18 protein-coding genes and 2 pseudogenes are annotated in these 22,622 nt (G+C 43.1%); 5 read left to right on the top strand and 15 right to left on the bottom strand.

Features of this window, described 5'->3' with window-relative positions; genetic code table 11:
• Window positions 1–40 precede the first annotated feature (40 nt).
• Window positions 41–196: a hypothetical protein gene (locus B9Z54_RS24610; protein ID WP_162785059.1), complete on the bottom strand. Its 156-nt coding sequence runs from the start codon at window positions 194–196 to the stop codon at window positions 41–43.
• A 108-nt stretch (window positions 197–304) separates the two neighbouring features.
• Between B9Z54_RS24610 and B9Z54_RS02675 the strand changes: the two genes are divergently transcribed.
• Window positions 305–1,102, top strand: coding sequence for a cyanophycinase (locus tag B9Z54_RS02675; RefSeq protein WP_113926975.1), 798 nt, complete (start codon window positions 305–307; stop codon window positions 1,100–1,102).
• Between the two features lie 16 nt (window positions 1,103–1,118).
• Window positions 1,119–3,749, top strand: coding sequence for a cyanophycin synthetase (gene cphA / locus B9Z54_RS02670; protein WP_113926974.1), 2,631 nt, complete (start codon window positions 1,119–1,121; stop codon window positions 3,747–3,749).
• A 300-nt stretch (window positions 3,750–4,049) separates the two neighbouring features.
• Here cphA and B9Z54_RS02665 read toward each other — a convergent pair whose 3' ends face one another.
• The 7 genes and pseudogenes from B9Z54_RS02665 to B9Z54_RS02640 form a co-directional block, all read right to left on the bottom strand.
• Window positions 4,050–5,216 carry an FAD/NAD(P)-binding protein gene (locus tag B9Z54_RS02665; protein ID WP_113926973.1) on the bottom strand — a complete coding sequence of 389 codons (1,167 nt, stop codon included), beginning with the start codon at window positions 5,214–5,216 and terminating at the stop codon, window positions 4,050–4,052.
• Between the two features lie 20 nt (window positions 5,217–5,236).
• A complete protein-coding gene (gene rpsN / locus B9Z54_RS02660; RefSeq protein WP_113926972.1) occupies window positions 5,237–5,506 on the bottom strand; it encodes a 30S ribosomal protein S14 in 270 nt (89 codons plus the stop codon).
• Between the two features lie 58 nt (window positions 5,507–5,564).
• On the bottom strand, window positions 5,565–5,921 hold the full coding sequence (locus B9Z54_RS02655) for a hypothetical protein (protein ID WP_205207656.1): 357 nt from the start codon (window positions 5,919–5,921) through the stop codon (window positions 5,565–5,567).
• A gap of 18 nt (window positions 5,922–5,939) precedes the next feature.
• Window positions 5,940–6,194: a type B 50S ribosomal protein L31 gene (locus B9Z54_RS02650; RefSeq protein ID WP_113926971.1), complete on the bottom strand. Its 255-nt coding sequence runs from the start codon at window positions 6,192–6,194 to the stop codon at window positions 5,940–5,942.
• Window positions 6,195–6,774: 580 nt separating this feature from the next.
• Window positions 6,775–7,701, bottom strand: coding sequence for a methyl-accepting chemotaxis protein (locus B9Z54_RS02645; protein WP_481747771.1), 927 nt, complete (start codon window positions 7,699–7,701; stop codon window positions 6,775–6,777).
• Window positions 7,702–7,716: 15 nt separating this feature from the next.
• Window positions 7,717–7,890, bottom strand: a pseudogene (locus B9Z54_RS26600) (HAMP domain-containing protein); the annotation flags it as partial.
• 511 nt (window positions 7,891–8,401) lie between these two features.
• Complete coding sequence (locus B9Z54_RS02640) at window positions 8,402–9,295, bottom strand: LysR family transcriptional regulator (RefSeq protein ID WP_113926969.1); 894 nt, start codon at window positions 9,293–9,295, stop codon at window positions 8,402–8,404.
• A 151-nt stretch (window positions 9,296–9,446) separates the two neighbouring features.
• Here B9Z54_RS02640 and B9Z54_RS02635 point away from each other — a divergent pair, with 151 nt between their 5' ends.
• On the top strand, window positions 9,447–10,193 hold the full coding sequence (locus B9Z54_RS02635; RefSeq protein ID WP_205207655.1) for an SDR family NAD(P)-dependent oxidoreductase: 747 nt from the start codon (window positions 9,447–9,449) through the stop codon (window positions 10,191–10,193).
• A 67-nt stretch (window positions 10,194–10,260) separates the two neighbouring features.
• On the opposite strand, the pseudogene B9Z54_RS02630 reads toward B9Z54_RS02635, so the two are convergent.
• From B9Z54_RS02630 to B9Z54_RS02595, 7 genes and pseudogenes are all read right to left on the bottom strand, one after another.
• Window positions 10,261–10,522: pseudogene (locus B9Z54_RS02630) on the bottom strand (type B 50S ribosomal protein L31).
• A 689-nt stretch (window positions 10,523–11,211) separates the two neighbouring features.
• On the bottom strand, window positions 11,212–12,489 hold the full coding sequence (locus B9Z54_RS02620) for an IS110 family RNA-guided transposase (protein ID WP_205207654.1): 1,278 nt from the start codon (window positions 12,487–12,489) through the stop codon (window positions 11,212–11,214).
• Between the two features lie 1,014 nt (window positions 12,490–13,503).
• Window positions 13,504–14,826, bottom strand: a complete 1,323-nt coding sequence (locus B9Z54_RS02615; RefSeq protein ID WP_240189770.1) for a YjiH family protein — start codon at window positions 14,824–14,826, stop codon at window positions 13,504–13,506.
• Window positions 14,827–14,916: 90 nt separating this feature from the next.
• Window positions 14,917–15,915, bottom strand: a complete 999-nt coding sequence (locus tag B9Z54_RS02610; protein WP_113926966.1) for an agmatinase family protein — start codon at window positions 15,913–15,915, stop codon at window positions 14,917–14,919.
• A 4-nt stretch (window positions 15,916–15,919) separates the two neighbouring features.
• Complete coding sequence (gene hutI / locus B9Z54_RS02605) at window positions 15,920–17,185, bottom strand: imidazolonepropionase (RefSeq protein ID WP_113926965.1); 1,266 nt, start codon at window positions 17,183–17,185, stop codon at window positions 15,920–15,922.
• Between the two features lie 18 nt (window positions 17,186–17,203).
• Window positions 17,204–18,865 (bottom strand): urocanate hydratase, encoded by a 1,662-nt coding sequence (gene hutU, locus B9Z54_RS02600; RefSeq protein WP_481747770.1) that lies wholly within the window; start codon window positions 18,863–18,865, stop codon window positions 17,204–17,206.
• Window positions 18,866–19,026: 161 nt separating this feature from the next.
• Window positions 19,027–20,517, bottom strand: coding sequence for a helix-turn-helix domain-containing protein (locus B9Z54_RS02595; RefSeq protein ID WP_113926963.1), 1,491 nt, complete (start codon window positions 20,515–20,517; stop codon window positions 19,027–19,029).
• A gap of 706 nt (window positions 20,518–21,223) precedes the next feature.
• Between B9Z54_RS02595 and B9Z54_RS02590 the strand changes: the two genes are divergently transcribed.
• Complete coding sequence (locus B9Z54_RS02590; RefSeq protein ID WP_113926962.1) at window positions 21,224–22,207, top strand: DUF4003 family protein; 984 nt, start codon at window positions 21,224–21,226, stop codon at window positions 22,205–22,207.
• A 14-nt stretch (window positions 22,208–22,221) separates the two neighbouring features.
• Entirely contained in the window at window positions 22,222–22,419 is a 198-nt protein-coding gene (locus B9Z54_RS02585) for a DUF3951 domain-containing protein (RefSeq protein WP_113926998.1), read from the top strand.
• Window positions 22,420–22,622: the final 203 nt, after the last annotated feature.

Raw genomic sequence — 22,622 nt, 5'->3', positions numbered from 1 at the left:
ATACCATAACCGCGAATCTCCTAAAAGGGAAGATTCGCGGTTATTTATTTACTTCTAAAATCCTTTTCCAACTGACAATGCTGCCTCCTCTCACTTCCTCCTTGTCCGGCATTCCCTTGTCCGTCGGCCTTGCAGACGGATACCATTTTATGACCAATTCCCACCTGATCAGCAGCTTTCTCAGGTTTAATGTCACAATTTTCCCATAAAACTAATTTTTATTTTTATGAGGTTTTTCTTTAAGAAGACCTGGGTATATAAAGCTTGGTTTTATTAGAATTTTTTTACAGAAAAGGTGAATATAATGTCTGCTGGCGAATTGCTAATTATTGGCGGGAACGAAGAAAAGTATGAAGGCTTGTCTATTTTGCAAACATTTGCGGACCTTGCAATGAAAAGGGGCGGTAAGGTAGGGATCCTGCCTGCGGCTTCTCGGGTTCCTGATGAAATCAGCAGTATCTATAAAGATACTTTCACCAAACTGGGCATTCATGATTCTATTACTCTTTCAATCTCTTCCAGGGAGAAAGCCGACAGCCTGGAATTGAATGATTCCTTGGAAAAAATATCTGCTCTTTTCATCACGGGAGGCAATCAATCTCTATTGGCCGAGCGGATTGCAGGCACAACCTTTCACGACTCTCTCCTGAGAAGATGGAAAGAAGGAATGATCCTGGCTGGAACAAGTGCCGGGGCTTCGATCATGGGAAAGGAAATGATCGTTTCCTCAAAATTAAAGCTGCATGATGACACCCTGAAGGTCTATATGGGGAAAGGATTTGGATTTCTGGAAGACCTTATTATCGATCAGCACTTTTCTCAGAGGGGAAGATTCGGCAGGCTTATCGGCGCGATGGCTGAGATGCCGGGAATGATAGGGATCGGGATTGATGAAAACACCGCAATATTGTTAAAGGACAATGAATTCGAGGTTATTGGAGAGCATCAAGTGTTTATTGTTGACGGCCAAGAAGGAGAAGTGTTCAGGCCGGATGTTCCTGAAGAAAGCAGTGAACTTACAGCTACCAATTTCAAGCTTCATACACTAAAAGCCGGTTTCAGGTTCAACCTTATTAATAAATCTGTCATACATTCTAAGTAGAAGAGAGGAAACAAGAATGAAGATCAATCGTGTCAGATATCTGCAAGGCCCTAATTATTTCAGCTATAAGCCCACAATGTGGATAGAACTGGACCTGGAAGATCTGGAATATCTGCCTTCCAATGAAATACCCGGATTCCCTGAAGCCTTGGAGGAACTAATTCCCTCCCTTAACACCCATACTTGTTCACGCGGATATGAAGGCGCATTCATCGAGCGTCTGAATGAAGGCACCTGGATGGGCCATATTATGGAACATATGGCACTTGAACTCCAGCATCTCGCCGGCATCAAGGTGAAGCATGGCAAGACCTTGACCAGCAAAAAGAAAGGCATTTACTTTGTTACCTTTGATTATAAAGAGAAAACATCAGGATTGTACTCTTTCAAAGCAGCCATGGAAATCGTTCAGCGGATCCTCGATGGTGAAACACCTTTTTCCGTACAACCTTATATTGACAGAGTTTCCGCTTTGTACTATGAAAATAAACTTGGACCCAGTACGGAAGCGATCTATTCTGCTGCGCAGGAAAAGAAAATCCCGGTGGAGCGAATAGGCAGCCAAAGCCTGCTCCGCCTTGGTACAGGCTCCAAACAAAAACATGTCCAGGCCACAATTACCAGCCAGACCTCCCATCTTGCGGTAGAAAATGCCTGCGATAAACAGGCAGCCAAACAAATTCTACAAGCAGCCGGCCTTCCTGTGCCAAAAGGCGAAACCGCCGCCTCAAGGGAAGAAGTTTTTGCGGCAGCCGACCGTATCGGCTACCCGCTGGTTCTGAAGCCGCTCCATGGCAGACAGGGTAAGGGTGTCATTACCAATATTAAGAACAAAGAAGAATTATTCAATGCCCTTTACTGTCTTGAACCGCTGAAGGAAGATCTTATCATAGAGCGTTTTTATGATGGAAGTGACTACCGCCTTCTCGTCATTGATAACAAATTGACAGCTGCCAGCCTGCGTACCGCTCCCTTTTTAATCGGCAACGGAAAAGATACCATTGAAAAACTGATAGAAGCAGAGAACCAAAATCCTCTCAGGGGATCCGGTCATGAAAAGCCAATCACAAAGATTCCAATGAATCAGACAGTCAAATGCTTTCTGGAAAGTCAGGACCTTTCATTCCAGTCCGTCTTGGAAAAAGGGCAGATCATCCAGGCTGTCGGCAGTGCCAATCTTTCTACAGGAGGACAGGCCATTGATGTAACCGACGAAGTCCACCCTTCAATCAAGGAAATCGCTGAAAATGCAGCGGAAGCTATCGGGTTGGATGTAGCAGGTGTCGATTTGATATGCCGGGATATCACTAAGCCGTTCAGCCCGGAAACAACAGCAATTCTCGAGATTAATGCGGCGCCGGGTATCAGGATGCATCTCCATCCCAGCAAAGGAAAGAGACGGGAAGCAGGCAAGGATATTGTTCAATACCTTTTCAAAGATCGAAAAGAAGCCTCCATCCCTATCATTTCAGTTACTGGAACCAATGGAAAGACCACCACTACAAGACTTGTTAAGCATCTCTTGGAAGGCAGCGGTTCTGTCGTCGGCATGACCAATTCAGACGGGGTATATATCGGCGATAAACAAATTGATTCGGGAGATTGCAGCGGACCAATCAGTGCAAGGAAGGTTTTGGGCAGCCCTAAGACTGACTTTGCCGTCCTTGAAACCGCGCGTGGAGGAATCTTGCGGGAAGGTCTGGCTTTTCGATATTGCGATGTGGGAATTGTGACAAATGTCAGCGAAGACCATTTAGGACTTGATGGAATTGAAACCTTTCAACAGCTGGTCAAGTTAAAAAGGCTGATACCTGAAGTGGTAGCGGAAGACGGATATTGCGTGCTGAATGCCGATGATGATGAAACGGTCAAAATGGCTTCTCACACTGCTGGTACGGTGATTTTTACTTCTTTGGATGAAAGTAATCCGGTCATCCGGAAAGCCATCGAGAATGATGGAACAGCCTGGTATGTAAATCGCGAAGGAATGATCATTTTTCATGATAAAGGGACTCATCATCCATTTTTACCTGTTTGTGATGTCCCCATCACTATTGAGGGAACAGCCAGGCATAACGTTTCCAACCTGCTGCAGGCTCTTGCCGCTTCACATTCCCAAGGCGTTACCATTGAAGACTTAAAGGAAAGAGTGCTCACTTTCAAACCTGACGCCGCCCACTCCCGCGGACGATTCAATCGCACTAGTATCCAAGGGAGGGAAATCATCGTCGACTATGCACATAACCAGGCTGGCCTGAAGGCAATTTTTGATGCGGTTGAACATATCAGCCGGAATCGGACGATCACAGTCATTTCCTCTGCCGGCGACAGACAGGACAGTGCCATAATTGAGATGAGCAGGATTGCAGCTTCAAACTCTGATTCTCTTATCATCAAGGAAGATAAAGATTTGAGAGGCAGGGTAACCGGAGAAGTTCCGGCAATTATGCTCAATGAAGCTCAAGCTCATTACGGTGATCCTTCCTGTTCACCCGTTATCTTAGACGAGACTGAAGCCTACCAATTTGCCTGGGACCATTCCAAGGAAGGCGACTTGCTGCTATTTCTTTATGAATCTTTTCAAGCAGCGGAAGATTTCATTAAGGGGATCCAAGACTCTAAGCTTTATAGTGATGCGGCAGAGTAAGTACTAATAAATCTGTACAGCTGCAAAAAGTGCTGCTGTGTAAACCCCTAATGGACTTCTTTTGAATAGAAGCTGTTTGCTCTTTGGTCTCAGCAGCACTACAGCTGTACTTTTTAGCCTAATTGGCACATAGAGAGCTTCTAATGAACACTTCAGCTCAAAGTTCTCAGCCCAACTGGCGCTTAGCCAGTGAAAAGGACCAAACCTGAAGTTACTTCAAAAAACCCACTCCCTCATTCCAGCTATGGAAAAGGCGGTGGGTTTTCATTTATTTCATGAACCGCATTTAGATTACTTCCACTACACTTTGTTGAAGACAATCCGTTCCGCCGCCTTACGCGCTCCTGAAATATTTCGGGAGACCGGTCCGATCTCAAGCTCTGCAAGAGGCCCGGAGACATAGAGATGCGGACACCATTCAAGAGTAGGCTTCACAATTGGATAACCGCAATGCGCACATTGTAGATTGTGCTGCAGGATCAATTTCTTCAGCCATTCCTGTTCAGGCATTGCCGGCTGGAAGCCTGTGGCCAATAGTACCGACCGGAATTCAACCTGACTGCCGCCTTTTAATTTTAATATAACAGCAGAGGTTTCCATATCGACCGAAGTAACTTCTCCATCAACAACCTTCAAGGCTCCAACACGAGTCAGCCTGGAAAGTTTGGCATTCAGCTCGCTGGTTAAAGATCCCCGGTGCCTTGCCCTTTGAATAGCCTCTCTCCTCTTTTGATAATCGTCCAGCTTTAAAAAGCCTTCCATGTATTTCGGTCCCAGCCAGCCCGGGTTGCTGTCAAAATCATGAACGCGAAAAGGATGCCTTTTCAGAAGAGTTACCTTTCCCGGAAAAAGCCGGCTGAGTTTGATGCAGGTATGCGCCGCTGTAATTCCTCCGCCAATCACTGCGATGGGCGGCTTCAGTTTTTCAAAATCAGGCAGGGAAGGACTAAAAATATGATGGATGAAACGGGAGTTAGGGTGCTGCAGTTCTGCTGCCCATTGAGGGATTACAGGCTGATCATTGAGGCTTATCGCAATGACAATGTTCCGCCCTTCTGCCATGTCCCCTTCCTCTGTGAACACTCTCCAGCTTTCCGACTCCCGTGTTACATCCATAACCCTCCCCTGCATCCACGCCTCATCCAGGCCGGTCTGTTTAAGCACCTCATCACTATGCTCATTAAAAAAGGAGAGTAAGGGCCGTTTATAATATCCATAGAAAGCTCTGGAGTCTTGGGGACTTGCAGCTTTTTTCAAGCTGAATGGATTGAGGTCAATATGATGAACCGCAGGAGACCTCAAGTATTCCATTCCAATCCGTTCCGTGTTTCTCTTCCAGTTAGAGAGGGGCTTATCATTCGGGTCAATGATCAGGATATCCCCTGCACTTGCCCTTCCGCTCTTAAGAAGAAAGGCAGCAATGGTACAGCCGTGTATACCTCCGCCAATAATGATCCAATTGTGCATATCAATCTTCCTTTTCCTTTTTACCAGCTGGACTTCTTCACACCAGGAACCTGTCCTTTGTGGGCCAGTTCCCTGAAAGCAATACGGGACATTTTGAATTTGCGTAGGTATCCGCGCGGACGGCCTGTGACTTCACAGCGATTCTTCAATCGTGTGGAAGAAGAGTCACGGGGCAGTTTTTTCAAAGCTTCATAATCTCCTTTTTCTTTAAGCTCTCTCCTTAGCTCTGCATATCGTTCAACTATCTCCTGTCGCTTTTTCTCTTTAACCACTTTTGATTTTTTGGCCATTGCTTATCTTCCTTTCTGTCTTTATTAGTAATGATTACGATTTATTTGTCAAAAAAATTTATATCATGAACATGAATTGTAAGCTTCTATTGGTCGAAGCTCCGCTATTTCCCTTGAAATTATCACTGTAATCAATCCATTTTATCTTGGCTTCCTTTTCCTTCAGCTTTTCATCAATTTCGCTTTCAATTTCCCTCATAAGGACTATCAACTTTCCGTACGTCATATTGAACCGGGCAGCCGCCTGCTTATGAGGAGAGTGTTTTACAAGCAGGGACATGAACTGGTCGGAGGTTTCGGATTGCGAAGCGAGTTCATCTTCTGCCCCGACCACATATTCATAGACTTCTCTTTTATAAGGAGGGAGTCCGGCGACAATATCCCTCGCCAGAATCTCCATTAAATGTTCGTTCATATCGTTTCCTCCGCAGGTTTATTTCGGTCGTTCCATATTATATTTTTTCAAGAAACGGTCCGCACGGCCTCCGCGGTCGGCAAATTTCTGTACTCCAGTATAAAACGGGTGCGTGTCAGAGCTGACTTCCACTTTAATCAAAGGATACGTGCTGCCATCTTCCCACTCAATCGTTTCCGATGAACCCATCGTCGAGCTTGTTAAAAATTTATATCCGCTGTTTGTATCCATGAATACTACTTTTTGGTAATCAGGGTGAATTCCTTGTTTCATTTCAGAAAACCTCCAGTATTTTTTTAAATCGTAATTATTACGATTAAGTTCTATCCACTATTAAAACAGAAAAAAACTTTCATTGCAACCCCTGAAACTCGGCAATAAAAAGGCTGTTTTCGCAAAGATTGTGTCAGTTTAATAGTAACGGATTTCCGCTCCAGGCGCGCGACTCCGCGGGGCGGGCGCCCGGCCTCCTCGGCTTCATAAAAAGCGGAAGCGGCCGTTCAGCGACGTACAGATTGTAGGGCTCTCGCATGAGATAAAGGAATCACGAAGAGTGAAGCGATTCGATGATGACTTATCGCAAGGAGAGAGACCGAAATCTGCTAGTCGCTGGCCGCTGGAGCTGGCTTCGCCTGCGGGGTTACGTTCCAGTGGGTACGTAACCTTGGTCTCACCTGTCCCGCTACTCCCGCAGGAGGTCGGACGCCTTCCGCTCCAATCCTTCTAGGTAATAGGGGAAGGAGGATGAAAAATGTATTTAAAAGCAACAACCTCTTAGAAAAGAGGCAATAAAAAAACGGCAATAACCTTGGTGGTTAATGCCGCAGTATTCTTTCTGAAGCCGCCATTTTTTCTAGATTGAAAAATAATTCATCAATTTTTTCAGTTCGCGGCTGGATTCATTGAGCTGCTCGGCTGTATGAGTGACAGAAGAGAATGCCTTGACTTGTTCTTCTGTTGAGGCACCCGCCTCTTGGCATGCAGCCGCAGACTGCTTGGTCATGTTTGTTATTCCTGAGATGGATTCTACAACTATATTTTTGCTTGAGTTGATTTGCTGTACTTCCTTACTGATTGTGATGATTGAATCGGATACCTTTTCAAAAACGGATGCAATCGTTTCAAACGAAGTTAAGGTTTCAGCCACCGACTTGCTTTGCACTGTTTGAGAATCCTTTGTCTTGTTCATTTCCTCAACTGCCTTCTTTGACTGCGACTGGATAGAAATTATCGTCCCTTTCACCCTGTCTGTCGCCAGAGCCGATTGTTCAGCCAGCTTCCTAACTTCCTCGGCGACCACTGCAAATCCCTTTCCTTGTTCACCCGCTCTGGCTGCTTCTATACTTGCATTAAGAGCCAGCAGGTTCGTCTGCTCTGAAATCGCATTGATGGAGAGAATAACCTGTTCAATGTCTCTGATCTTGCTGTCAAGATCCATTACCACATCGCGAACGGATGAAAGTGAAATAGATGATGCTTCAAAAGAATCATTAAGATGGCGCATCTTTTCAAGGCCGGTCTCGCTCGCCTTATTCGCTTCGGAAGAAAAGCTGCTGATGTTTTCTGCCTGGCTATGTACTTGTGCCAGCTGGTCAGATAAAGAGCCGATGAGGCGGCTTGCTTCATCCGCTTCCTGTGCAGAATGAGCAGACCCTGCAGCTATCCCCTGAACAGCTTGCGAAACACCTTCGCTTGCTGCTGCCGTTTCTTCTGATACCGCTGTCAGACTTTCTGCGGAAACGGCCAGTTCAGTGGAAGCCGAATCAATCTTCTGAATCATCTCTTTGATGTTTGCCGTCATTTTGTTCAGACTTCTGGCCATATCACCCAGCTCATTCTTTTGCGTGATATCCAAGCGCGTGTTCAGGTCGCCCTCTGCAATCTTTTCCATAGCGCCCTTGGTAAGGCGGAGCGGTCTTGCAATCGACTTTATGACAAAATAGTTCTGAATGCAGGCATAAACCAGCATAATACCCAGAATGGTAAATATGGTTCTTACTTCCCCGGAAGATAAATAGTTAAAAGAATAGTACCCGAATGTGAAAATGGGAATCAGAAAGTTGATTGACAGGATAATCAGCAGTTTCATTTTGATAGACATAAAAAACCTCGCTATTAAATTATTTTTATGTCTTTTATATCGGATCAAAAATTTGATTTTCCTTCTGTTTTTGTGAAGAATACCTTTTGTTTCTATTAACTAAGCTCTTTTCGGATGTGTTGCTTTTAAACTCGTCCTAATTCACTCGAAAGCAGCATGCTATTCTCAAAAAGACTTTAACTAAGGCTCTTTTCGTAAACTTTGTGGCTGTTTGATATTAATTGCGAAAGATAGCGCCATAATTAACCCGGAAAATCCTGTTAAACAAGAGAGAAAAGAGCTTCTCTCTTCGTCTAGAGCGAAAAAGCCTAGTATCCAGGGGGAAAATCCGGCTTTAGGGATTTTCCGAAAGCAACAATGTATGCGAAAATAGCCTTAACTAAAATGCTCTTCTGGTTCTCTTCATAAATTCCTTTACTGTCCTTGAGGGTACCTTTCCCTCTTTCCGGACAAGAGTAAAATAAACTCTTTCATCTCTTGGTCCCTTGATAGGAACAGAAACAATATCCCCTGTTTGAAAAGGCTGGTGGCTGTTGAAGGAATAATCCAGCCCGACAGTGACAGCCATTCCCTTTTGCACAGCTCGTTTAATGGCATCGAGATTATTACTGGTAAACATAATATCGATTTTCCCATATCCGGAAAGGATATCTTCTGTAAAACTCTTAATGTAATCATCATTATATAAGACCAATGTATTGGCAATCAGGTCGCTTGGTGAAATCGTCTCCATCTTCGCAAGAGGAGAGTTTTTATTTACAGCCGCAACCATCCTTCCTTCCAAAAGCGGTTCACATCGCAAAGTATGGTCCTCTTCCAATAATGTTTGTGAAGTAAGGATCAATCCAATATCAAGACGATGATGATGAATGTCCTCCAGGATTTCCATCGGTCCCTTTTCATAGATTTCGATTTTCACATTTGGATAATCGGATTTGAATGTTGAAACAATATCTATCAAAAAGTTGGTCGGACTAGGAATGATCCCGATTTTCAATTCACCCGCAAGGCTGTCGGAGTATTTGTTGGCTTCTTCTTTTAATTCATTCACTTTCACCAGGGTTTCAACGGCTTTTTCAATGATACCTTTCCCTTCAAAAGTAGGCACTGCACCGTTTCGGTTTCTGATGAACAATTGAATTCCCAGTTCTTTTTCGAGCTTGCTGATTGATTGGCTGATCGCCGAAAGACTGACATGCAGATTCTCCGCTGCCTTTGTCAGTGAGCCTGTATTGGCGACCTCTATTACATGTTCCAATTGATCTATATTCATGATAATTCCCCTTTTATTTATGCTTCTGTGTGAAATTTTTAATTAAGTTTCACTTAAGCTTCCCTTACTATTATTAAATTTTATGAAAGCCATTTCAATGGTAAAATTTAAATTGACTAAATATCTACTACTATCAGGAGGGTCTATTATTATGACTAAAAGAGTTGCGGTTATTACAGGAGGAGCAAGCGGAATCGGAAAGGAAACTTCCTTTAAATTTGCCAAAAAAGGTGATCGGGTTGTCGTTGCCGATTTTAATGAATTGGCAGGAAATGAAACAGTTGAAAGCATCAACGCACAAGGCGGCGAAGCCATCTTTATTAAAACAGATGTTTCAAGCCATGAAGATGTTCAAGCCTTGATCGACAGAACGGTTGAGGAATTCGGGCGGATTGATGTAATGTTCAACAACGCTGGAATCGGAAGCCCGACACCGGTGATGGATATGAATCTTGAAATTTACCACAAAATCATTGATATCAACCAGCATGGAGTTGCCTATGGGATCATCGCTGCCGGGAAAAAGATGAAAGAACTGGGTATTAAAGGGGTTATTATCAATACAACTTCCGTATTTGGAATCCTCGCATCACCTGGCACCTTTGCTTACCACGCTACAAAGGGAGCTGTGAACATGATGACGAAATCAGCAGCCTTGGAAATGGCTCCTTATGGAATCCGTGTCGTTGGGGTTGCACCTGGAGTGGTGGATACTCCGATTATCCAGGGTTATAAAGATAAAGGCATCATTGACTCCATGAAATCCAAAGTTATGGGCAACAAATTGACTCAGCCTGAACAACTGGCTGACACAGTCTACCTTCTTTCCCTTGAAGAAGCGAGCGCCATCAATGGCAGTGTTGTCATGGCTGATGAAGGATATGCTTCTTTCAAATAATTGTCTCCTATACATCAAACAGCGGATTCCAATTGAATGGAATCCGCTTTTTTTATTAAAAATAATGTTACTTATCCTTCGGCCGCTCCATATTGTACTTTTTAAGGAAACGATCTGCACGGCCGCCGCGGTCTGCGAACTTCTGGACGCCTGTGTAGAAAGGATGGGTATCTGAACTGACTTCTACTTTGATCAGCGGATAGGTGCTCCCATCTTCCTCAATCAATGGTTTCTGAAGATGATAGTGTGGAACTGGTCAAAAATTTATACCCGCTGTTCGTATCCATAAAGACGACTTTTTGAGAGTTTGGATGAATTCCTTCTTTCAATGAGAAAACCTCCTCTTTATTTCTTGCTGGAAAGAAATGAGTTTCTGCCAACCGGCTTTATTGAAGGGTTTCATTTTTTCCTTTTGGCTCTTTTCGTTAAGATTGTGACGTTGAAAAGTAATGGATTTCCGCTCCAGACGTTCGACTCCGCGGGGCGGGCGGTGAAGCACAAGTGCAAGCGGCCGTTCAGCGACGTACAGATTTTAGGGCTCTCGTATGAGATAAAGGAATCACGAAGAGCGACAGTGATTCGATGATGACTTATCGTAAGGAGAGAGACCGAAATCTGCTAGTCGCTGGCCGCTGTAGCTGGATGAGCCTCCCTCTAGAAATGTTGGAGTATCAACGTTTAAAGCAGTTTTTAATGTCTCTAAATTTTTTCTGTGTGGCAAATAATCAAGATTTTCTAATTCTATAAGAATTTGTAAAATCCACCTAACGCTTCGCTAGAGCTAATTGGAAATTATTAACTCTCAGTACCTATGTGATGCACCTTGGATCTCTGCTTTTCTTATGGTGACGTACCCTCCCATGTCTCTTGGCGTCTAGCGCGTACATTCCTTCGTTCGGTCTATTCATAAGGCAGAGGCTGGCGATGCTCCTCGAGGGACTCTTGGTCTAATGGCTCATTCGGTGCCGGCTTCTCCGTGTCATCTTATTGTTTAGATATCAAACTACTAAGAAAGTGCTCAAGCCGCCTCTTGGAGGCAATGAAGGTCTGCGATAATAAGGTTTTCATTAAAGTGAACACGTTTGGTACACAAGGCGTGTAGGATTTTCAGTAACTTGCCACATAATACAACCATAGCTTCTTTCTTCTTCAGTGGATTGACAGTACGAGTTGTGTAGTAGTGATATAAAGCCTTAAAGGCAGCGTTGTGTTGAATCAAAGGAAGTATGACCCTAAATAATATGGCCCTTAATTTCCTACGCCCCCTTTTCGAGATTTTCTTTTGGCCTTTATGTTGGCCAGAAGAGTTTTCTCTAAGTGTGAGTCCCCCTAGTTTAATTAATTGGCGTGGATGCTCATATCGGCTTAGAGAGCCTATCTCAGAGAGTAAATCAACAGCTGTATTTTCACCCAACCCATCCATTGAAAGGATATACTCGTAGTCGGGCATTTGTTCAGCCAGCTCAGTTAATCTGGCTGATAAGATCTCCAGTTGGTTGGAGAGAGATTTAAATTGAGTAATTAACGTATTCATCTCAAAACGTGCCATTTCCAGCCCTTCCTTTAACCCAATGGTCTGAGGGGCTGCGGCTTTTACCTTTTTGATACTAGAAACAGAAAGACATTTTAGTCCCTCCACACTTTTGTAAAGCTCAATAAGGGCTTCATCACTTTTCCCATCAAAATCAATAGGTAAAGGTGTCTTCTCAAGTACGGCACAAGCGTTTTTTCCAAAGCTCTTAAATACATGATGAAACTCGGGAAAATAAAGATCTATCCATCGGATCATACGGTTTTTGAGAGCTGTAAGGTCTTCTTGTATCTTAGAACGTAGACTAGATCCATTACGAAGTTCGGCTTCTACCCCTTCTAAGGTTCGTGAATAGTTGAAACGGCCGTCACGTATTAAGCTGGCGATCACACGTGCGTCTTTCTGGTCGTTCTTGGTTTGAAGATTATCATCTAACTCTTTTGTTCTATTCACATGCATAGGGTTCACCATGACAAACTGAATGTGCTGGTCGACCAAATACGCAGCTAAGTTCATCCAGTAGTGTCCGGTGGGTTCAAAGCCCACTATAACCTTTGATTTTTCGTGTAAAGCTTGTAGAGATTGAATTCTTTTGTCCAGCTGTTCAAATCCAGCTTGTGATTGAAAAAATGGAAAAGATTTTTGTAAGACACGACCACGGTCATCCATCGCACATGCGAAGTGTTTCTTTTTGGCAATGTCGATTCCAATGACCAGGGTGTCTTCGGAGACTTGATTAATTTTGTGATTCATATTACGATTCATTATGGTCCTCCTGTATGGTAGTGAGTTTCGATTTGGTCGTTGACACTCATGCATCATACAAGAGGACTTTTTCTTTTTCAAGACCTCTAAAAGTTTATAAACAGGAATGCTCCTCGGCTGCGCCTGTGGGGCTCACCTGTCCCGCTAGTCCGACAGGAGATCGTCCGCCTTCCGCTCCAATCCGCCTACGCAAAGGGATAAAGGGAAAATATCAGTCTTAAGCAGCAGTTTATTAAAAAAGCCGGTAAAAAAGACTTTTTTCATATATATTAACTTTTGTAAAAATCCAAGATCAGCATTATCTCCCGGATGCTAAGGTTTCTCCCTAGAACTGATAAGCAGGTCTATTCTTCTTTTTCACCAAATTGTGGCGTTATCTAATGAATGAATATAATTTTGCAACAATCTTTTAGAAAAAAAGCTTTTTTTCAGAAAACCCTTCATACAGTATTTATTCACGTTATGCCTTCGATTCAAACCATTCCAGCTTCTCATGCTTAACTCAAGGGCGGAAGCAGTCTGTCTAAGAGAAGAGTTCATTCACTGGATGTTATTTACGGTTCTCATGCTGCAAAAACCACACCATATGAAGAACGAAATCGCTATCGTGATGGCCCAAAACCTTTCTTCCAACTAAAAAACAAATGAAAAAGTATCTTCTTTTGTGGAATTGTTTAATTGTAAAACCAAACAATCCTGAGAAAGAAGATACTTTTTCATATTGCTTATGATCTCATCGAATTCTTATATACCCCTTTTTATTCATACTGGAAATATACTACCTCCAACGGGGAGTTTCGTACCGGAGGTCTGGCCCCAATATTTTTTCAAGGCTGCTTTCAGATTGATTGTTGCTTTTTCGGAAAAATCCCAAGAGCCGGATTTTCCCCCGGATCCTAAAGATTTCTCATTAAATGAAGAGAGTAGCTCTTTTCTTAACTGCTTAGTATTTAATTATAAAGATATTTTTCAAAGTTAATATCCAATAGCAACATAGTTTACGACAAGCGCCTTTTACAAAAACAAAAATGCAATTGGTGTTACTATTATTAGTGTTAAAATTGTACGCTGAATCCATACGACTAACAGCTTTGGTATGCTTACTGGGATATCTGTAGAAAGGATACATGGAATTGTAGCAGAGAAAAATAAGATAGCAGAAACAGAAACAACTGCTGTTATAAATTTGGTGATCAGCGGTGCTTCAACCACTAATAAAGCCGGCAGGAACATTTCAGCGATTTCAATTCCAGCTGCCTTTGCTGCCAGCATCGGTTCAGGAATCTGCAGGGCCCATGTAAACGGGTAGAAGATATATCCAATGATATCAAAGACTGGAGTGTATTCCGCTAAAACCAATCCTAATAACCCAACAGACATGATTGACGGAAGTATGCTCATTGTCATTACAAACCCGTCTTTAAGATTTTCCCAGATGTTTTTCCCTATACCAGGTGCCTCATCTGCAGCTTTCATTGCATTTGACCAGGCAGTTTGGAAGACTCGTGTTCTAATAACTTCTTCTGGATGGCCTTCTTCGGTATAATAATCATCACTAATTTTGTTCAGCGGCCAAATTCTTACTGTAATGGCTGTTACTAAAAAAGTAACTATCAATGCTGTCCAAAAGTAAAGGTTCCAGATTTCCATTAGTCCTAATGTGTTTGCGATTACAATCATAAACGTTACTGAAACAGTCGAGAAGCCAGTTGCAATAATGGTAGCCTCTTTGACACTATACTTTCCTTCTTTAAATACTCGATTGGTGATTAAAAGCCCGATAGAATAACTTCCCACAAAGGAGGCTACTGCATCGATAGCCGATCGTCCAGGTGTTTTCCAGACAGGCCTCATAATTCGCTGAACAAGGACACCGACCAATTCTAATAAACCGTAACCAACCAGCATTGCTAAAAACACCGATCCTATGGGAACCAACAATCCAACGGGGATGACTAATTTTTCAAAAAGGAATGTTCCCATGTTTGGCGCAAGTAACCAGGTCGGACCGACCCCAAATACAATCATGGAGGCTGCGACGAAACCAAGAACCTTAAAAATTGAGAACACGATATCTACTGCACTTTTGTTCCATGTTTTTTTGGCGAACGGATAAATGGCTCCTAGCAAAATAACAAGTACTGCATAATATGGGACGGCTGACGGGACTGTGTCTCTAACCCATGTAACCAGATGGTCCAAAGGAATGGAAGACTTGCCAGCTACAGTAATTGGAATGAAAAACATAAATATACCGATTAAACTAAAGACAAAAAATTTGATTAGACCTGCTGAAGAATGAATCTTTGGTGTCTGCTCAATTTGCGGTGTATTGATATTTGGATTCGCCAAACTCTTTTCCCCCTGTTTTAAAAAATTTAATATTCTGAAATTTAATTAGAGACAAAGGAAGATATTCCCTTCGTCTTAATACCTTAAGTCCCGCTGTTTATATCCTGTTAAGAAAGAAAGCATTACATGCACGCCGGATTTTACAGTCGCATCAGCTACATCTTTAATGGGATCCAAGCATACAATATCCATCCCTTTCACCTTGGATGAAGTGCCTGCAAGACGGACCGCTTCAAAGAGTTCATCTGTTCTCATTCCTCCAGGAGTAGAGGCAGGTGCTCCAGGGGCAATTCCAATATCCAGAACATCCATGTCGACGGTCAAATAAATCGTATCCACTTTGCTTTCCAATTCTTCCAGGGATTTCTTCACGACAGATTCGATTCCAGCTTTCCTGGCTGCTCTAAGTGTGGTATAGTTCACACCTGTTTCCACTGCATATTCCTTTAACGATTTCGCGTTAAAGAAACCATGAAGACCGATATTATAAACGTCTTCTCCCCTGATCGTTTTGCTTTCAATTAAATTCCGGATCGGGGTTCCATTGCTTGGACCGTCACTGGATAAGTCCCTCAGGTCAAAGTGAGTATCGAACTGAAGAATACCAACTCTCTCTTCAGGATGAGCTTGTTTCCAGCCTTTTAAGAGCATAGCTGTGATGGAATGGTCCCCTCCCATCACAATCGGAAATGATTTGGGGTGGGCCTTTCTCATGCTTATCATGGCATCAGTGATATTTTGGTGGCAGACAGCAATGTCCGTTACATGCTGCCTGACATCCCCTAGATCTATGACACTCAACTCGGAAAGATCAACATCATAATCCAAGTTATAAGTTGCAAAAGACTTCCAGGCCCTTCTCATGGCATCCGGGTTTTCACTTGCAGAAGAAGCACTGATTGACGAACGGGAAAGTGGGACTCCCAGTATGGTTACATCAACAACTTCCCAACTGACTTGCCCATCCCCTGGTATCGTCTTGATCCATTCATGTACCTTTGGCTCTGTCACCTCTTCACTTGCATGCCAGGAAAAGGATGGCCGTTTTAATTGAGGATAGGGGTATCTTTCCATGTTCTTACCCCCTTACTGACTTCAACTTTTCCTTTTTAAGTACGGTGTCAATGTGGTTTTCTCCGTACATATATTGCAGATGCATATAGGTTGGCACTTTAAAAATGTTTAAGTCTGCTTTCTTTCCGACTTCAAGACTTCCGACTTCATGTCCCCGTTTGATCGCATGGGCTGCATTAATCGTAACCGCTGTTAACACTTCAGCAGGGGTCATCCCCATTTTCAGGCAGCCTAAATTCATGATGAGCGGAAGGGAGACGGTTGGAGAAGACCCGGGATTACTATCTGTTGATAATGCCACTGGAACTCCTGCATCGATCATCTTTCGCCCATTGGCCATTTCAGCCATAAGGAAAAAAGCGGTTCCCGGCAGCAAGACTGCGATCACCCCGGTCTCAGCCATTTTCTTAATGCCTTCATCAGAGGCTTTAAGGAGGTGGTCTGCTGAAACCGCACCCACCTCAGCCGCTAATTCAGCGCCTTTATATGGTTCGATTTCATCCGCATGAATTTTAGGCAATAATCCATATTCAAGACCAGCTTCAAGTATCCGCTTAGACTGTTCAGGGGTAAAAACCCCGCGCTCGCAAAACACATCATTAAACTCCGCAAGCCCCATCTTTGCCACTTTTGGAATCATGTCTTTGATGACATGGTTTACAAAGCGGTCAGGATCATCTTTAAAATCAGCTGGAACTGCATGCGCTCCCATAAAAGTACTCACTATATCGATTGGGTGTTTTTCATTAAGCGCTTTAGCAACTTCAAGTTGCTTTAACTCATCTTCTGTCGTTAAACCGTATCCACTTTTCGCTTCTACCGTTGTCACCCCTTGAAGCATAAAACGGTTCAACCGCTCATAGCTCTCACTAAACAGCTGTTCATGAGTAGCTCTCCTGGTAGCCGATGTAGTCGCATGAATTCCGCCGCCTGCGTTCATGATTTCCATATAGGACGCACCCTTGAGTCTCATATCAAACTCATTATCCCGCGTTCCTGCATGAACAAGGTGAGTATGCGGATCAACAAACCCCGGTGTAACCAGCTTTCCGGATGCGTCTATAGTTTCCGCAGTTTCAATTTGCCCTTTATATCTTTCTGCTAATTCTGCATCACTCCCCACAGAAACAATCTTGCCATCTTCAATCCAAACGCTTCCATTTTCAATAATTCCCAGTTGTTCCATTTCACCGCCAACCCTCGGAGCATCTTCTCCTTTTAACGTGACCAATTGACTGGCGTTACGTACAAAGACTGTCTTTTTGCTCATCGAATCCTCCTCAGTTACTTAGTCGATCATCGGCATTTTGATGCCCTTTTCTTTTGCTGTTTTTATCGCAAGATCATACCCCGCATCAGCATGCCGGACTACACCCATTCCAGGGTCCGTCGTTAGCACTCTTTCAAGCCGCTTTTCGGCTTCTTTCGTGCCATCTGCCACAATAACCATACCGGCATGAAGGGAATATCCCATCCCTACTCCCCCGCCATGGTGAACTGAAACCCAGCTTGCTCCACCAACTGCATTGATGAGCGCATTCAGGATTGGCCAATCGGCAACAGCATCACTCCCATCCTTCATTCCTTCTGTTTCACGGTTAGGAGATGAAACTGATCCCGAATCAAGATGGTCTCGCCCTATAACAATAGGAGCTTTCAATTCCCCCCGGGCTACCATATCATTGATGATTTTGCCAAATTTCGCTCTCTCTCCATAACCCAGCCAGCAAATTCGTGATGGAAGGCCCTGGAATTGTATCTTTTCCTGTGCCATTTTAATCCAGTTGCAAAGGTGTTGGTTGTCGCTAAATTCACGCAAGATAACTTCATCCGTTTTGTAAATATCCTCAGGATCCCCTGATAATGCTACCCAGCGGAAAGGCCCTTTTCCTTCACAGAACTGTGGACGAATATAAGCAGGAACAAACCCAGGGAAGTCGAATGCATTCTCTTCGCCTTCATTTTTTGCAACCTGGCGGATATTGTTACCATAGTCAAACGTAATAGCTCCCTGCTTCTGCATCTCCAGCATTGCTTTAACATGTACAGCAATACTTTTTTGTGCTCTTGCTTCACACTCTTTCGGATCCTGTTTGCGTAATTCTGCTGCCTCTTCCAGTGTCAAATTGAGAGGAAGATAACCGTTCAAAGGATCATGAGCGGACGTTTGGTCTGTCAACACGTCTGGTATGAATCCCCTTGAAATCATTCTCGGCAGAAGCTCTGCGGCATTTCCTAAAAGGCCGATTGACAGGGCTTTTCCCTCCCGTTTAGCTTCCATCGCTGTATTGATCGCTTCATCTAAAGTGCCTGCATAAGTATCCAAATACTTTGTATCCAATCTCTTTTGAATCCGGGTGCGATCGACTTCAATACAAATGCTGACACCACCGTTCAACGTAACTGCCAACGGCTGCGCGCCCCCCATACCGCCAAGTCCTGCAGTCACAGTGATTGTTCCTTTTAAGCTCCCATTAAAGTGCTGACGTGCAAGCTCCCCGAAAGTTTCATAAGTTCCTTGTACAATGCCCTGGCTTCCGATATAAATCCAGCTTCCAGCTGTCATCTGGCCATACATCATCAGACCTTTTTTGTCCAGTTCATTAAAATGATCCCAGTTTGCCCAAGCAGGTACCAGGTTAGAGTTCGCGATTAGTATCCGGGGTGCATCTTCATGGCTTTTGAATACCCCTACCGGCTTTCCTGATTGAACAAGCAGGGTTTCATCTGATTCTAAGTTATGAAGTGTCTTGACGATCGCATCATAAGACTCCCAGTTTCGGGCTGCCTTTCCAATCCCTCCATAAACAACCAAATCTTCCGGCCGTTCTGCCACTTCTTCGTCAAGATTATTCATCAGCATTCTTAAGGCGGCTTCCTGAACCCATCCTTTAGCATGTAAATCAGTGCCTGTATAATTTTTGATTGTGCGCTTGTTATTTTCTTTAATTGTCACGGTTTTCACCTCATTTAAATTTTCTGACAGTTCAAGTATACCGAAGCAGCACATGTAAAAATAGGACACATGTTTTGGAAAAGAAGGAGTATTTTTATGTTTTATCCTCTCTGTAATAAAGCGCTTACATAAAAACGGATAATTATTTTAGATTCTTATAAATTCTTACTGTTTTTATAAGATCTTGGTGATATTCCTACCATTTCCTTAAAGATTCGACTAAAATAATTCGCATTCCGATATCCGGTTTTGTGGGCTATTTCCTGAATTGATAAATCACTTGACAAAAGGTATCCTTCAGCAGCCTTAATACGTATCTCGGTTAGTATCTGCCTGAATGAACTTCCCTTTTTAGTGGTGAATAACGAGCTTAAATAAGCCGGACTTCGATCAACATAGGCTGCTACCTTATTAAGGGACAGATCTTTGTCAGCAAAATTATTTTCCATGAAAAGGACTGCCCTCTCTGTAACATCGAAAATCTTATTATTCTGATGTTCTTTGGAGCCTTTAATTACTTCATTAATAAAAAGTATAAAATCCTGTACTATCCGATACAAAACGGGAGTATATAGAATCGTTTCAAAAATACGATGATAATGGTCCTCCAGTTTTTCATACTGCAAATAGTGAGACTTCATGAATCTGCGGACTTGAGCCAGTATGCTGGATAACCTTGTTCTAAGAAGTCCCGGATCAGGGTATGGCATCTCAAACGACAGAAATTCATTATACATCCATTCCTTAATGCGTTCGTAGCTGCCCTCATTTAGCATTTCAATCCAATCCTTCTGTTCATCTGAAGTTAAAAAAGGGTCAATCATTTGCCAGCTTATTTCTTCCCGTATCAATGTAAGCTGTCGATAGCCTTTAAAGAAGTGGATCTGCAGCAACTGTTTGGCATACACATAACTTTCATGCGGGGTTTGGTTACTTTTGGGTATGTACAGGACACCAGCAATCGGTTCATGAGATTGATTCTCCCACTGCTTCAGCAACCTTTGTCTCACTTGAATGACATACTCCTTTTTCCTCACATCATTCTGAACATCAAAAACACAGGCAACCATGTCACTTAGAGGAAATATAGTTGGATTGTGCTGAAAGGGATATACTTCAATAAAGTTCTGCAGCCTGACCAGATCATTCACATTTTCTGTTTGGATCAAAAGGACAGCATACGGCCCGCCGGCTGTTTCTTCATTAATAAATAAAGACTGGTAGGTAAGACCTGACTGAACCGGCACATTAGGAGCAGAATTTTTCTCCTGACCTTTAACGATTTGTCGATGGCAATGTTGGAGCGTTCTTTTGATTTCATCTGGTGAAAGAGGCTTTACCCACAGGTCAAATGCATTCAATTCAATTGCCTGCATCGCCCTTTCAAAGGTAGCTTCTGCAGTGGCTACAATCACTTCCCCAGAGTAAAGTTGAATTGCCTTTTTCACCCTCTCCCACTGTTCTAAAGGAATCATATCAATTTCAATGCATACAGCATCAGGAAGCTCCTGCTCAGCCAAATGGATTGTTTCTTCAACAGATTCCGCTAGAAGCACTTTTTTATATGGCAAGGAATAAGAAGAAATAAGCCAGTTAATCCCATTTCGCTCATTCTGATCCCGATCCGCAATCAATAATTTAACCATTGCCTTTACTCCTTTTATTAAGATATTAAGAGAAACCCATGGAAATGTTTCCGGATTGTATAGATTACTCTTTTATTTTACAGTACCAAAGGGATGAGATTTCACATGATGTTATTTTGTATTTTAAGAGATGGATTGTTTTCTGAGGCATAATCAATTTGGTTAGCTATCTTCTATTATTATATCATTAGACGTTTCCCCTACAGGATATACTCCTAAGCAAAGGGAACACAGGACAAGTCATTCTTTGATGGATATTAACCAGAAAACGAACATGGGCCTCAATCAAATGTTTGATTATGGCCTATGTTCGTTTTCTAAATAGCAACTATGTTATTTGAACGTGCCAAGGGTCTGGCACCGTTTTTTCTATCTTCACTTTTGGACATACTCATAACACCCCGGGTGTCCGGCCAATCCCCCAAACCTTCGATAAATTTCGGGACGTCACTGTGACCTTACCATTTATTTCTTGCCTGAAAGGGATGAGTTTCTGCGAACCGGCTTTTTTGAAGGGTTTCACCTTTTGCTTTTTTACAGAAAACCCTTCATACAGTATTTATTCACGTTTTACCTTCGATTCAAACCATTCCCGCATCTCCTGCTTGCATCAAGGGAATTTACCAATCTATTTCCTATTAAAAGGGAACTTCTCTAGCATTGAACCGTATATAAACTACTAAGAATTTATAAGGAAGTGTTATGTATGAGTGATGCGATGAGGAAGATTGACAGATATAAAGACATCTATTCAAAGTTAAAAAGCAATTTACGCTGGAAGGTATCCGACAATAGAACACTCATGATGGCTGCTTCATTATATGTAACAAGCCAGCGTGAGTTCAATATTGACCGATTTCAAAGGCTGGGTGATTTCATAAAAAATGAGGTCGGTATATTCTCAACATTGAAATCTCAGCTTCGCTTTACCATTGCCGCTATGCTGGATACCCGCTTTGACAATCCCGAATCTGCATTTGCCGATTTCAGTGAGAGCTATGAAATCCTCATAAAAGAAGGATTCACAAGGGGTGTTTACAGTTATATCGCAGCCGTCGTCTTATGTGTACATGAAAGCAAGGAAGAAGCTGCTTCGCTGGCTATGGATATTTATAGAAAAATGCGTGAAGAACATTTTTTCCTGACAGGACAGAGCGATTATCCTTTGGCAATGCTTCTGGCTGAACGAAATCAGGAAATCGATTCACTCATTGTTAGGATTGAGGATTTCTACAATACACTTGATCAGGCAGGATTTCGAAAAGGCAACGATCTTCAAAGCATGAGCCATATTCTGTCTCTTCACGAAAATCCCGATCAAAAGCAATTGATTGCCCGCTGTACGCACCTTTTTGACGGCATGCGGCAATTGGACATTAGGCCAAAGGCCAGCTTGTACCCGCAGCTGGCAGTGCTTTCTTTCTTATCAGACAGCGAAAATCACCTTATGGCCGTAAAAGAAATCTGGGAAACATTAAATGCTGAAAAACTGTTCAAATGGCATAAGGATATCAATTTCATGATGGCCGTCAGCTTTTATATTGCGGATAAAATTGAACACTCATCCATGGTTGAAACCAGCTTGTATACGACCATGGAGACCCTTATCCAAGCACAACAGGCAGCTTCGGTCGCTGCTATATCCGGTGCTGCAGCTGCTGCTGGCGCTGCAGGCGGAGGCTCCGATTGAATCCTGCCGCCATCATGGCCGTCTTTTTCCCTGCAGCCATCATCGTGCTTGTATCCATTGGTTTCTATAAAGTTTTTTTAAAGAAAAAAAGTCTCTCCCTTTTCTACACACCGTTTGACCAGGTAACCGGGCAGACCGAAGTTGAATTTCATGAAGAACAAGAGATGCCAGCCGAGGATGAAGATCAGGGGGATGGACGCACACAAGCGTAAGCGGCCTGCTTAGCCCCGACAGGCAAATGTTCCTAAGAGAAAAAAAGGCGCTCTTTCTTTTTATTCTCTGAGGGTTATTTGATCCCGAGGGACTTTGTCCGTTCCGGTGGGTACGGACCCTTGGCCGCTGAAGCTGGACGGCGACAAAAGCACAAGCGGCCTGGTCAGCCCCGACAGGCGACTGTTCCTCAGAGAAAAAAATG

It is taken from the genome of Bacillus sp. P14.5, from assembly GCF_003316765.1.
In the GTDB taxonomy this organism is placed as follows: Bacteria; Bacillota; Bacilli; order Bacillales; family Bacillaceae_B; genus Rossellomorea.
The sequence above is the reverse complement of the archived record's forward strand: the minus strand, read 5'-3'. Positions and strand labels throughout refer to the sequence as shown.